The sequence below is a fragment of the Arthrospiribacter ruber genome, from assembly GCF_019343195.1.
Classification (GTDB): Bacteria; Bacteroidota; Bacteroidia; order Cytophagales; family Cyclobacteriaceae; genus Arthrospiribacter; species Arthrospiribacter ruber.
The window spans coordinates 334,459-348,303 of sequence record NZ_RPHB01000005.1 but is presented as its reverse complement, the minus strand read 5'-3'; the positions used below and the strand labels follow the sequence as shown (position 1 = coordinate 348,303).

General features: G+C 39.9%; 8 protein-coding genes. All 8 read right to left on the bottom strand.

Annotated elements, in window-relative coordinates; all coding sequences use genetic code 11:
• Positions 1-5: 5 nt before the first annotated feature.
• The 8 genes from EGN73_RS12240 to EGN73_RS12205 all read right to left on the bottom strand — a co-directional run bounded on the left by EGN73_RS12240 (position 6) and on the right by EGN73_RS12205 (position 13,811).
• Entirely contained in the window at positions 6-410 is a 405-nt protein-coding gene (locus tag EGN73_RS12240) for a response regulator (RefSeq protein ID WP_219290094.1), read from the bottom strand.
• Positions 407-1,429 carry a response regulator gene (locus EGN73_RS12235; RefSeq protein ID WP_219290091.1) on the bottom strand — a complete coding sequence of 341 codons (1,023 nt, stop codon included), beginning with the start codon at positions 1,427-1,429 and terminating at the stop codon, positions 407-409. Before EGN73_RS12235 ends, EGN73_RS12240 begins: the two co-directional genes overlap by 4 nt.
• A complete protein-coding gene (locus tag EGN73_RS12230; protein WP_219290088.1) occupies positions 1,426-1,872 on the bottom strand; it encodes a response regulator in 447 nt (148 codons plus the stop codon). The genes EGN73_RS12235 and EGN73_RS12230 overlap by 4 nt, the downstream gene beginning before the upstream one ends.
• Before the next feature lie 78 nt (positions 1,873-1,950).
• Positions 1,951-3,951 carry an ATP-binding protein gene (locus tag EGN73_RS12225; protein WP_219290086.1) on the bottom strand — a complete coding sequence of 667 codons (2,001 nt, stop codon included), beginning with the start codon at positions 3,949-3,951 and terminating at the stop codon, positions 1,951-1,953.
• 9 nt (positions 3,952-3,960) lie between these two features.
• On the bottom strand, positions 3,961-7,638 hold the full coding sequence (locus tag EGN73_RS12220) for a PAS domain-containing protein (protein ID WP_219290084.1): 3,678 nt from the start codon (positions 7,636-7,638) through the stop codon (positions 3,961-3,963).
• Between the two features lie 110 nt (positions 7,639-7,748).
• A complete protein-coding gene (locus EGN73_RS12215) occupies positions 7,749-8,831 on the bottom strand; it encodes a Gfo/Idh/MocA family protein (protein ID WP_219290082.1) in 1,083 nt (360 codons plus the stop codon).
• Positions 8,828-13,174, bottom strand: a complete 4,347-nt coding sequence (locus EGN73_RS12210) for a PAS domain-containing protein (RefSeq protein ID WP_219290080.1) — start codon at positions 13,172-13,174, stop codon at positions 8,828-8,830. Before EGN73_RS12210 ends, EGN73_RS12215 begins: the two co-directional genes overlap by 4 nt.
• Positions 13,175-13,232: 58 nt before the next feature.
• Complete coding sequence (locus EGN73_RS12205) at positions 13,233-13,811, bottom strand: peptidylprolyl isomerase (protein WP_219290078.1); 579 nt, start codon at positions 13,809-13,811, stop codon at positions 13,233-13,235.
• Between the last annotated feature and the right edge of the window lie 34 nt (positions 13,812-13,845).

The following is a 13,845-nucleotide window of genomic DNA, read 5'->3' as shown; positions in this document are numbered from 1 at the left end:
AGTTTTTATGGATTAAGGTAAGAAGCTATTTTTTCAATTTGACTGACTTCTTTCATCATGGCTTCAGTAACAGGCTTTTCGATGTAGCCTATCACTTCTTTGTAGTTTTTGGATTTGTTTTTGTCTGATTGGTTGACAGAAGAAGTAATGATCACCACATTAATAGAACCTTCCAATGGCATAGAACTAAGCATTTCTAAAAACTCCCATCCATCAAAGGCAGGCATGTTGATGTCCAAAAAAATCAGAAATGCCTTTTCAGGTTTACTACTGGCATGGAGGTAATTTATGGCTTCCACTCCATTGGAAAAAGTACTCGGATTATCATGTAGCTTTACTTTAAGTACTAGCCTTTTGATCAGCATAAGGACGATTTCCTCGTCGTCTATTATGAGTAATTCAAATTTCATTTGATTTCAGTGATATTTATTTGTTCTGTTTTATGCGTAATGTCCCTGACGATTTTATCCAATTCCTCGGCAGAATCCATTATGAGTTTGTTGTAAGTTTTTAATTCATCTTGATCCAAATCATCGTCATCGATGAGGTTGACCAGTCCCATCAGTCTTGCCAAAGGAGCTCTGACCACATGCGATTGGATCCAGGCTATGTCTTTCAGTTTTGCATTCTGGAGCTCTATTGCTTCTATGTACTTCTTTTTGAAAGTGACGTCATTTGCCAATAGCATCCTTGCGGGTTTGCCGTCAAACAACAAGAAGTTGGAGCTTGTCTCCACAAAAATCACGTCTCCATTCTTTTTGATGTGTCTATATTCTCCTGAAAACTTGGGGAGTTCACCTTCTTGGTTTTGGACCATTTCCATAGTTTTCTTTAATCTTACCTGATCTTCCTCCGGAATAATATCCAACATCCGCATTTGTAAAAACTCTTCCTGGGTATAGCCATAAGCAGTTACGGCAGCCATGTTTACATCCAAAAACTGCCATGTTTTCAGGTCATAAACCCAATTGGGAATTGGACTTAATTGGAAGAGGTTTCTATATCTTTTTTCGGATTCCTCAAGCTGGTTGAAAACTTTTCTTCGCTCAATACTGTAAATGATGCTTTTGTAAAGGACGCTGGAAGTCAATTCATCTTTAAGCAGGTAATCTGCAACCCCAAGTTTGACTGACTTGCGGCTAAATTCCACATCTGAATATCCTGTAAGTACTATTATTGGGATATTGCCTGCTATATCCATCACAGCTTTTATCAATTCCTCCCCGCCCATATCGGGAAGTGATAGGTCCAAGAGGACTATGTCAAATGTCTGTGATTCTGATAGTATGATTTTGGCTTCTTTGTAACTGTTAGCTCCCGTAATACGAGGTACCAATACCGATTCTTCCAAATAGGTTTCTACCAGAAGTCTGTCCCCTGGATTATCTTCAATGATAAGAATGGTATAAGTCTGCTGGTCTTTGATCATAATACAAATTTGTTTCTGGGTAATTCTACGATATTGCTCCAGAAGTTTTCGATTTCTACTATTACTTTCAGAAAAGCATCTACTTCCACAGGCTTGATGATATAACAGCTTGCGTGGTTTTCATAGGCTTCGTTGATGTCTTTTTGTGAGGAAGATGTAGTAAGCATTATTACGGGGACCTGCCTGAGGCTTTCATTTTCTTTGATAAATTTCAAAACTTCATGTCCGTTTTTTCGGGGAATATTGATATCCAAAAGCACTAAGTCCGGAGCAGGGACATCCTGAAAAGGTGCTGTCTTGGTAAGATAAGAGATAGCTTGCTCCCCATCTCTTACTACTTCCATATCACTTTGAATGTTGGCCATTTCAAAGGCTTCCTGTGTAAGGACAATATCACCTTCATTGTCTTCTACCAAAAGAATTTTAATCTTGTCTTTTTTCATGGTTCAGGCTCTTAAAAGTTCACAAACAATGGGTGATCGGCTATGTCAATGTAAAATATACAAATTAAAATAAGTATGTCAATTTTTTTCTTCCTCAGTTTTTCTAATAGTAAAAAATATGCTGGTGCCTATATCAACAGTAGATTCTATCCAGATTTTTCCCTGATGGGTTTCTACTATTTTTTTGCAGATGGCAAGACCTATTCCAGTTCCTGTAAATTCTTCTTTAGTGTGTAGCCTTTGGAATATGTTGAATACCTGATGATGATAAATTGGATCAATCCCTATCCCGTTGTCACTTATGCCAAACTGCCAGTAGTTTTCATCTTCTTTGACTTCAATATTTATTTCCGGAGATTGGTCTGCTTTGCTGTATTTAAGGGAATTGTCTATAATGTTGAGAAATAATTGTCTCATGGGTGCCTTTGAAGCAATGATTTCGGGAAGTTGGCCATAGATCAATTTTGCATTTTTTTCCAATATCACATTGCGGTGGAGCATTTTGATGTCAGCCAACACTTCCATTAGACACACTTTTTCCTTCTGGCCTACATTTCCTGCCATGCTGTATTCCAAGAGGTCCAGAATGATCTGTCTCATCCGTACCGCGCCTTCACTGGCAAAGTGAATGTATTGCTGCCCTTTTTCATCCAGGAGATTTCCGTATTTTTTTTCCAATAATTTCAAAAAGCTGCTGATCATTCTCAGAGGCTCCTGAAGGTCGTGCGAGACCGTATAGGCAAATTTCTCCAGCTCTTCGTTGGATAATTCCAGTTCCCTGGCTCGGGATTGTAGTTCCTCACTGAGTTTGATCAGTTCACTTTCAGAAGCTTTGATTTTTGTAAGATCCTGTGTGGCTCCTATTACCCTAACAGGTTGGTCATCTTTGTCCCTGATGATGATGCCTTTGTCTATGACATATGCGTATGTTCCATCACTTTTAAGAAATCTGAATTCCTGCTCCCAATAGTCGGATTCAGATTCAAAAATCCTCTTCAGATTAGCATTGACAGCTTTTAAATCCTCTGGATGTATATGTGCATCCCAGAAATTATTGTTACTGTTCAGTTCTGACCTTTTATATCCAAATAGTTTTTCAAAATTCTTGGACCTATAGACTTTGTCTTCTTTGAGGTTCCAATCCCAAATGGCATCTGAAGTAGCTCTTGTGGCATACTTAAAACGCTCATTGCTTAAACTTAGCTTTCTGGACTGTTTGTTGACTTTTTTCTCCAATATTGCGGGGATATTGGCTAAGTACCAGGCCACAATTCCCAAACCCATCGATAGGAGAACGCGCAAAACAATGGCGAGTGATTTTGTGCTCCAAGCAGAAGATTTTCTGAGCTGCACGGTCAGTTTCCAGTCTCCCCAGTCTATAAACTCAGTCTCTATAATCCTGCTTAAATTTGCACGGTCCTCTTCTGGAAGAAAATTCTCCTCTTCGCCGGTTTCAGGATTTAATTTTGACAACTGCACATAAAATTTCTCTTTGATTTCATCCTCAAGGCCTATGAGTAATTGGAAAGTCTCCAGATATATGATCACCGCTGAAAACCCCCAAAAATCTTCATTCTTGAATATGGGTAACCGACCGACTATACCTACACCACCTTGCCTAAGTTCAAAAGGTCCTGCAAAAAATACCTCTTTCTGGTCTCTTGCCCGAATTGCCTCACGGCTTCTTGAAGGGTCGTTTAAAATATCATATCCCAATACAATCTCGTTGCCTTCCAAGGGGTAGACTTTGATTATTTCACCACCACGGAGTAGCTGAATCACATCCAGATTGGGGTTGTTTTCAAGAATTTCCTTTGCTACTTCATCAAAATCTTCGGTTCCATAGCGGCTTTCAATGTAAGACAAAGTCTGAGCAGCAGAAATGGCTGAGGTGAGGCTATTGACGATTCTTTTTGAGATAAGATTGGTCTGTTCGGAAGTAACTTGCTCTTCACTGTACCGGATCAGTTGGACTTCTTTAAAAGTTAAAAACTGAGTAATGAACAAAGAAGTCAAAAAAGCTAAAACTCCGGTGATTTTGGGGTTTTGGTAAAAAATCCTGAAGTAAGACTTATCCATATAAGGTCTTTAATTCTTTTTAGGGAGAGAGAAATGAAAGGAACTTCCTTTACCAACCTGTGATTTAACCCAAATTTCACCTCCCAGATTGTCCACTATTTTTTTGCAAATGGCTAGGCCTATACCTGTACCTGAATATTTTTCTTTGCCATGTAACCTCTGAAAGATAATGAAAATTTTATTGTGATATTCTTCCGGGATTCCCAATCCATTGTCTTTTATGATAAAATGCCAATACTTTAATTCCTCCATGACGCTTACCTCTATTTCGGGGTCTACGTCTTCTCTTCTGTATTTGAGGGCATTGGAAATGATATTTTGCAAAATTTGCCTTAAATATGCTTTTTGGATTTTTATTTTGGGTAAATTATTCCAGGTCAACCTGGCGTTGTTTTCTTCTATATTGGTCTGTAAAAGCGATTGTAATTCTTCAAGTATTAAATTGACATCAACTTCTTCGCTCGGAATCTGTATCCTTCCCACCCTTGAATACTCCAGTAAGTCAAGGATGATGGTTTTGAGCCTCAATGCACCGTCCACAGCAAAATGGATATACTGTCTTCCCTTTTCGTCTAGCTGTGGGGTGTATTTTTTTTCAATCAATGTTAGGAAGCTGGTGATCATCCTCAATGGCTCTTGAAGGTCATGAGAAGCAACATAAGCAAACTGCTCCAGTTCTTTATTGGACATGGCCAGTTCCTGATTGCTTCTTTTTAGCTCATAGTTGAGGGATTGTAGAGAATCCAGGTTTTCTTTTCTTTCTATGGCCACTTCAAAATTGGAAACCAGAGTTTTTAAAAAAGAAACCTCTTCTTCAGTCCAGACCCTTTCCTTCTTGCATTCATCCAAACCGATATAACCATAAAATTCATTTTTGATATAAATCGGAAGTTGGATGATGGATTTGATTCTTTGTTCGGACAATATTTTTTTGAGTGCTCCCTGACATTTTGAAGTGATGGCAGTAAAAGCTTCTTTTTTGTAGGCTCTTTCCAAAAATTCCGGATACTCGTCCAAGGGGATTTTTTGATACTCTGGATTGGAGATTTCAGAACTTACAGTTGGGTCGTTCCACTCCATTACTTGCCTTGTCAATAAGCGGTCAGTGTCCAGTTCTTTATAATTTTTAAAGAAATATACCCGATCTACATTTACCGAGTGCCCTATCAACTCCAGGCAATCTTCTAGTGCTTTTTCCCAATCAGGATTGAAGAGCAACAATTTAACCACGGCGGCAATGGTTTCCAACAGCTTAGTTTTGTAAATCAGGGATTTTTCGTAGTCCTTATTTTCGGTAATATCCCTGGAAATGCCTACCAGTCCCAGTACCTTTCCTTCTGAATCCATTAAGGGAAGCTTTGAGGTATTTAAGACTTTAGGCTGTCCCAGATAATCGAGAATAGGCTCTTCCCGATTGAGTACCGGTACAAGGTGTTCCATTACTTTCTTATCATCTTCATGATAAAGTTCAGCCAATTCTTTAGGAAATAAGTCAAAGCCTGACTTGCCAATAGTTTCTTCTTCGGAATCTTTGCCCAATAGTCTCACATTGGCCTTATTGTTGATAATGTGTCTATAGTTAGTGTCTTTTACATAAATGTAATCAGGAATATTGTCAATCAAGGTCCTTAGCAGGTTTCTTTCCTGGGCGATTCTCTCTTCATTTTTTTTCTGTTCGGTGATGTCCTGCAGGGCTCCTACCATTCTTGTAGGGTTGCCCTTTTCATCTCTGAGTATTATGGTTTTTTCTTTGACAAAGGCATATTGTCCACAGTACTTTTTAAACCTATATTCTGCTTCCCACTTTCCTGTGTTTTTATCTTCGCGGGCTTTGAGAATACTGTTGACTATTTCTTCTCTGTCATCAGGATGGATGGCCATTTCCCAAGTGTCTTGGGTCACATAATTTGTTTCTAAGGGATAGCCAAAAAGGGTTCGGTAGCCATCTCCCCAAAAGATCGTTTCGGACTCCATGTTCCAATCCCAAATAGCATCGGATACAGCTTCTGTGGCATACAAAAAACGTTCGTTGCTTTTTTCAAGTGCCTTTTCGGCCAAAAAACGCTCCGTCTCATCAATTACTGTGGATATCATAAGCCCTTGGTCATATACAGGAATATTTTTTGCAGATATAATTCTGATTTTTCCATCCTTGGTGGTTACCTGTATTCCTTTCCAATTCATTTTTTCAGGTATACCACTGGCAATATCTCCTGTAATCATTTTCTGTACTTCTCTTCTATATTCAGGATCAGGGTAGACTTTTTCAAAAAATGATGGGATATCGGTGAGTTCTTCTTTTGGCCAACCATAGATCTCCGCAAATTTCCTGTTCATTAAAGTGACCTTACCTGTTACAATGTCATTGACTGCAATTCCAATTGGCAGGTTTTCTACCGTGGTCTGGATAAAATGGTTTCTGCTCCGAAATTTTTCGTTTGCTGCCTTGATATGGGTTACATTTTGCAATGCTCCCACCATTCGGAGGATTTTACCTTTTTCATTTCTAATACCAAAGCCTTTATCTATGACATGGGCATAGGTGCCATCGGCTTTCAGAAACCTGTATTCTCCCTCCCAAAACTCATTTTTGCTTTTGAAAAATTCTGCTAAGCTTGATTCAATCCTTGGGCTATCCTCCGGATGGATAAATCCTCCAAAATCTCCTAACCCTGCAGAATTGCTGGAATAGGAATACCCAAACTGTGTTTTAAGCCCTTCTCCCCAAAAAATGGAGTTTTGCTCCAGGTCCCAATCGTAAATAATTTCCGAAGTGGCTTTACTGACCAGGTGGTAACGCTTCAGTAATTCTTTCATCCCTTGTTTGAGAATTTCTTCTTCGGTGATGTCCTGTATTGTCCCTTGATATTTATTCTGTTTGCATTCCGGATCAAATTGTAATGATGCCCTTTCATGGATCCATTTGATTTCATCATTGCCGCTGATGATGCGGTATTTAAAGTCTGCCTGAATTTTACCTTCTATCGCTTTACCTATTATTTTATTGAAGTATTCTTTGTCTTCAGGAAAAATAGTATGCTGCAGATTTTCAGGAGTCATTTCAAATTGTTCCCGGTCAATATCCCAAATCCTGTAGACTTCATCCGACCAGAAAATCTCTTTGGTCTCAGGAAAAAACTCAAAATAACCCACTCTGGCAATCCGTTGTGCCTCTGTCAATTTACTTTCTATTTCCAATTGTCTTTGGAAATAGTTTTTTGTGTTGGTGATGTCTTCTGTCGTTACAAGAACTTCCTTTAGACTTTCCTCAAAACCTGGCACTACCTTCCATCTCAAAGAGATATGCCTTTCTTTCCCATCCACTGTTTTCATCTTGGATTCCGTTTCCAAAAGTGTGATGCCCTGGGCAACACATAGGATTTCTTTGATCAGTGCGGACTTGGTCTCAGGCAAAAAGAGGTCTAGGAATTTAGACTTCAGTTCTTCTTTGCTGTTTGCAGCATGTAGTTTCAGGCAGGCTTCATTAAAATCAATAATCTTGATCCTTTTGCTACATTCATCAATAATTTCCGGATGGGTATTGAGCTTGTTGAGAATGGTTTTTTCGGACTTTCCATAAAGCTTGATTTCCTTAAGGTATTGCTTTACCTCTGAAAAATCCTCTTCCCAAATAGGGATTGGAGTGACTTCAAAAATGGCCTTATATTTCGAATCTTCAGAAAGCATACCTAAGACAATTGGGCTATTGAATTAATATTATCAGCAAACAGATGCTTCAAAGTAACTATAAAGCGTAAATAATACTAATTCTGAACTGTCCGAAAATAAGAGGATTTTCAAAGTGGGACAATTTTCCCGCTTTTTACGGACTCATCACAGGCAAAAGCTATTTTCAGGCTGTTGACAGCGTCGGAAAGATGGTCTGTAAGGTCAATGTTTTCTTGTATCGCTTTCAGGAAATAGCCCTGCTCTCTGTTGCACAGCTCTTGGTGATCTGGCTCATCCTTCATGTCTATCCATTCGTCTTCTTTGATAAACATATTGCCGCTGTCAATGGCAGCATGATGGATTTTGATGCTTTCTGTTTTGGTATGAGAATCTACATCATCAGACTTCCCGGTTCCTCCGGCATTTTTGGCTACAATAGATACAGCTCCTTTTGGCCCAAATACATCTTTTATAAAGAATGCATTGTCGCTGATCATTGGTCCCCAACCCGCTTCATACCATCCTACTGATCCATCTTCAAATCGGATCTGAAGTTGCCCATAGTTGTAGTTGTTTTCTGAAATTTCGTCACTCAACCTGGCGCCAATGGCCGACACAGTGAGGGGCTTAGATCTGGTCATCTGGCACATGACATCGATGTAGTGCACGCCGCAGTCTACAATGGGGCTGAGGCTTTGCATCATGTTTTTATGGACATCCCACATATATCCCTTGCTTTGCTGATTGAGGTTCATGCGCATGACCAGTGGTTTGCCGAGTTTTTGGGCTTCTTCTATAAAGCGCTCCCAAGATGGATGATGCCGAAGTATATAACCTACGACTACTTTCTTATCGGCCTTTTTGGCTGCTTCCACAATTTTCTCTGAACCTGATACGGTATCTGCCAAAGGTTTTTCTATAAAAACATGACAGCCTGCCTCCAATGCCATCAATGCATATTTTTCATGGGTATCAGGATAGGTGGAAATACAGACTGCATCTGGTTTGGATACCTGAAGTGCCTGCTCATAATCATCAAAAAGAGTATAGGAGTCCGAAAGCTTTCTGTTGAGCTTTGTCTTGCTGTCTCCCCGTGATACCAAACCCACAATTTCAAATTCAGACATTTGGTGATAAGCTTGGGCATGGGATGCTCCCATATTGCCACAACCTACTACCAGTATTCTGATGGGAAAATTTTTCTTACTCATACCTGTTCAGATAAATTATCAATTTCTTTATCAATAATCAGAACCAACTCAGTCCATTCCTTATCAAGGTTTTCCCAGAGCTTTGTTAGCTCTTGGATTTCTGCTTTCGAGGAGGTCAATTCAATGGTTTCTGTGATAGCAGCCAAAAGGTCAAAACCCATGGATTGGGACGCTCCTCTAATATAGTGGGCATTGGCTTTGATGCCTTCCCTGTCTTCCTGATCCAGCATGCTTTTTATCTCCTGTATTTTTTCAGAAAGGTCCCTGGATGTGATCAGCAATTCCTTCAATAGAGGAAGATGATTGTCAATCAACTGCATCAGTTTGGGTTTATTGAAACTTACTAGTACGGAGCTTTCCGATGATATAAGAGTGGAAGTTTGCTTTTGCAATAGGTGTTTTTCCAAAGTATTTTTCAAGGATTCCGGCTGGATGGGCTTTGTGAGAAAATCATCCATTCCTGCTTCGTAGCATTTCATTTGCTCTTCCTTAAGTGCTCCTGCGGTCAATGCCACGATGGGTACTTTTTTGACAGATTGGGATTCCAATACCCGAATGGCTTTAGTGGCTGTAAGTCCATCCATTTCGGGCATCTGAACATCCATAAATATGAGATCCACTTCATGAAGCCGGTAATTCTCTACTGCTATTTTTCCGTTGGCACATTCTAAGACCTTCACATTTTTGAGAAGGTTGTTGAGAAGTGTCTTAAGCAAAAGCATGTTCATACTGATGTCTTCAGCCACCAATATGGTGAATTGCCCCTCCAGCTTACCGGATGCATCCGCCTCAATTTCAGACTTGATTACTTCCCTGATGTTTGATTTGGATAAAAGGTTTATCAAGTTCTTATAGTGGATGGGCTTCTGGATGAACTTGTTGATTTGCAGCCTGTCTATGGACTTTCTGAGATGTTCACTATCTGAAAAATATCCCATGATCATTATTGGGAGTGTATCAGGTGTAAGGCTGAGTTCCTGTCTTATTTTCTCTATAACTTGTACGCCATCGACATATGGCATATGGTAATCGACCAGTGCAAGATCATAATCTTTGTTTTGGGATAAAAAGTGATATGCTTCCAGTCCATTTGCTGCGGTATCACAAGTGAAGCCAAAATGTCCAAAATATTTTTTGGCAATGGTTCTGACAGATTCATGGTCATCTACCAAAAGTATTTTTATGTCTTTATCCCTTAGTTCGGTAAATGCCGTAAAAGGCTTTTTTACCTCTGCATCTATAGTAAAATAAAAGGCTGAACCATGACCTGGTTTACTATCTACACCTATGTTTCCGCCCATCTTTTCAGCCAAAAGATTAGAGATGGTGAGGCCCAGTCCGGTGCCTCCAAATTTTCTGGTAGTCGAGCTGTCAGCCTGTGAGAAAGCCTGAAAAAGCTTTTTCTGCACTTCCTCTGGAATTCCAATTCCAGTATCGATTACAGTAAATTCAAGTTTATAGGGTCCGTCTACTTCAACCACTTCCCTTACCTGAAGTATGACATGGCCTTTTTCGGTGAATTTGATGGCATTGTTGAGTAAGTTGATCAGGATCTGCTTGAGTCTGTGGGGGTCGATTAAGACCGACTCAGGAAGAGTAGGGGGCAGGTCCAGTATGATCTCCAGATTTTTTTGTCCTGCCGGAAATTTGATGATATCCAAAGTTTCATAGAGTATTTCCTCCAAGTTGGTTTCAATAGGGTCAAGGTCCAATTTCCCTGCTTCTATCTTGGAAAAATCGAGGATGTCGTTGATAAGGTTGAGCAATGACTTTCCGGCTGTATGGGCATTGTCGGCATATTGCTGCTGCACACCTGATAGGTCTGTTTTGAGCAACAGGTCCGTAAAACCTATTACTCCATTGAGAGGAGTTCTGATTTCATGACTCATATTGGCCAAAAATTCTGATTTGGATTTACTGGCTGCATTTGCGCGGTTGGTTTCTGCGATCAGCTGTTTTTCAAAATCTTTGTCTTTGGTGATGTCCATCATTTTGACGTCCAGTCGGATGGGTGTGGCTTGTGCATCATAGATGATTTTGCCTGTATGATACACCCATCTGGTAGTTCCTTTTGAAGTGATGATTCTATGTTCTTTTTCATAAAAATCCCCATCTTCCAATTCTTCTGTAATTTCTTCAATGATATGTGCGTCTTCAGGATGTACGAAAGATTTCCAGAAATCCGGATCCTGCATGCTGGCTTTGAGTTTAATTTCAAAAAAATGTTCTACAGAAGGGGTGATAAAAAGCATTTTGTGCAGGGGAAGCTTGATTGCCCATACCACGTCTTCCATCTCTGAAAGAATACTTTCCAATTGTTGCTTGGTTCTGACCAATTCGGCTGTTTTTTTTCTGATGTCATTGACATCCTGAAGGGTTCCGTACAGTCTGATGCAGCTGCCCATTTTGAATTGTGCTTTGCCGATAAGTCTCACCCATTTCTCTTTACCTTTTGCATCTGTGATAAGCAAGTCCAGGTCAAGAGGTTTATCTTTTTTGATCAGTAAATCAAAACCTTCGGAAGCTTTGTTTCTGTTGAAGCCTTTTTTGAAAAAACTCAGGCTGTTTTCTACCTTAAGTTCAAAGTTTTCATCCACCTCGTGAATCTCTTTCATTACCTTGGACCAATGGATCTTTTTTTCTATGAGATCTACTTCCCAAGCACCTACCCGTGCAGTTTTGCTTGCTTGTTCGAGAATTTCCTTGGTATTTTCCAGCTCCAGCTGAATATTTTTTCTTTGTGTGACATCTGTGACTCTTCCCGCTACCCTGATTTCGGAGTTTAAGCCTGACGTTACTGGAAATGCCTTTTCGTTTAGCCATCTGGTTTTTCCATTGATTACAGTGCGGAACTCAATGTTATAGGCTTCTCCTTCATGCAGTTTTTTTGCAGCTTCTTGGCATTTTGCTCTATCTTCCTCGTGTACGTATGTTTCGTTGAAATTGAGCCCCTCAAAAAAGAAGTCCAGATTGACGCCTATTACTTTTTCGGAATTAGGGCTAAAGTATTCGTAATTCTCTTTGGAGACGTTGTAGACATAATAGGCATCGTCTATGCTTTGAGCAATAAGCTGAAGCCTTTCTTCTGTGGCACTCAATGCCTTTTCCATTCGGATTTTGTCCGAAATGTCCACCGAATTGGTGACGACAATGTCCTTGGTACCGCCAAAGTCTGCTACCGAGTTGTCATAAGCCCAATACTTATTGATTCCATTCTTGGATCTGAGCCGCAGGATACCTTTATGCCTTCCGCGTTTTTTGATTTCCTCCATGTACTGTTCGATCATGGGATAATCATACTCATTCAGAAATTCCCTTATATTTTTTCCTATGACTTCATCCAATCCATACCCCAAAGATTCCGAGGCAGCACCATTGATTTTGATGATTTTTCCGCTGAAATCATGTATACAGATCAGTCCTTGGCTGTTGTCAAAAATATTTTTGAACAGTACTTCTTCATTCTTTCGGAAGCTGATATCCAGCAAAATTCCGTCGATGTAAGATTCTCTGGTCAGCTCACTTTTATAAGCTTTCCCTCTTTCATCAATCCATTTTACAAAACCGGAACTGTGTAAGATCCTATACTGGATTTCCCATTGTCCATTTTCCTGTATGGCTTTTTCTTTTGCTTCCCGGACTTTTTTCTGATCATCAGGGTGTATGATGTCTTTGAAGGACTTTTCCGGATTATGGAGGAAATCCCCGATTTCGTATCCGGTTATTTTTTCAAAGCCTTTTGTCAGAAATACCAAAGTTTGGTTGCCATCATTTTTGGCCCTGTAGGGGCTTCCATGGGTGTTTTCTATCAAAGATTGGTAATATGTCTGGTTTTGCCTTAGTTCGAAATTTCTTTTTCTCAATTCAATCAGTCTCATTACTTGGTTACTGAGGGATTTGAGGGCCTTTTTTTGTTCTGAGCGGAGTGTTTTTTCCTCATCATCGGCCACACAAAGGGTCCCTAGAATCCTCCCGGTGTCCGACACTAGGGGGTATGAGGCGTAAAATGTGATGTTTGGGTCACCTTGGACATTGGGATAGTCGCAGAATCTTGCATCAAGATGGGAATTGGGAACCTCAAAAAAGTCATTTCCGGAATGAATCGCTACAGCGCAAAAGGATTCTTCCAAAGGAGTTTCCCGTACTTCAAAGCCAACTTTGGACTTGAACCATTGTCTGTTTTTATCAACCAAAGTGATGGTGGCATATTTGGTTTCACAGATTTTGGCCGCCATTTCCGTAATGAAATCAAAATCTTCTTCCTCTTCCGTATCCAAAATACGGTAGGCGTAAAGTTCTGACAGCCTTAATTCTTCCTCTTGTGGTATAATGGGTTTATTCATTTGTGGTACTGAGAATTTGAATTTAACCAATTCTGACCAATTACTTAAGACCTAAATCCTATTCTTTGTTCTTCAACTGGATAATTTCCTTTTGATTGAGGTAAATGATGCTGATAAGGAGTGTTATGTCCTGATTGGGTTGATCGTTTTGATCACGGCCTACATTTACTATCTTATCGACTACTTCCATTCCACTTATTACCTGTCCAAATACCGTATAATCCCCATCTAGCCGATGAAGACCTTCTTTGTTTTGGACAATATAAAACTGACATCTTGCAGAATTCTTATCAGGGTTGCCATCTCTTCCCGCACCGACGGCACCGTATATATGCCTAAGTCTTGGATGAAATTCAGGTTCGAGGAGGTATTCCGGGTCATTGAATCCTTCAGGAGTGTCAGGGCATCCTCCTTGTGCGACGAAGTTTGGGATGACCCTATTAAAGGTGAGAGAGTCCCAATATCCGCTTTCGGCGAGTTGTATAAAACTGGCTTTGTGTTTTGGGGTTTCTTCATGAAAGGAGATGTAAATATCGCCAAGATTAGTGCTGATAAGGGCGACGGGTATTTTTTCTCTTGCTTGCGAGACCGGATAAAAAATCTGCAATAAAGTGAGTATGATCAAAAGTTTTTTCATGAGGAAAGAATTTGGCTGAATTTATAAAAAAATT

Coding starts and splice junctions, on each gene's coding strand:
- EGN73_RS12240 (WP_219290094.1), bottom strand. CDS start 410: ATGAAATTTGAATTACTCATAATAGACGACGAGGAAATCGTCCTTATG.
- EGN73_RS12220 (WP_219290084.1), bottom strand. CDS start 7,638: ATGCTTTCTGAAGATTCGAAATATAAGGCCATTTTTGAAGTCACTCCA.
- EGN73_RS12205 (WP_219290078.1), bottom strand. CDS start 13,811: ATGAAAAAACTTTTGATCATACTCACTTTATTGCAGATTTTTTATCCG.
- EGN73_RS12210 (WP_219290080.1), bottom strand. CDS start 13,174: ATGAATAAACCCATTATACCACAAGAGGAAGAATTAAGGCTGTCAGAA.
- EGN73_RS12225 (WP_219290086.1), bottom strand. CDS start 3,951: ATGGATAAGTCTTACTTCAGGATTTTTTACCAAAACCCCAAAATCACC.
- EGN73_RS12230 (WP_219290088.1), bottom strand. CDS start 1,872: ATGAAAAAAGACAAGATTAAAATTCTTTTGGTAGAAGACAATGAAGGT.
- EGN73_RS12215 (WP_219290082.1), bottom strand. CDS start 8,831: ATGAGTAAGAAAAATTTTCCCATCAGAATACTGGTAGTAGGTTGTGGC.
- EGN73_RS12235 (WP_219290091.1), bottom strand. CDS start 1,429: ATGATCAAAGACCAGCAGACTTATACCATTCTTATCATTGAAGATAAT.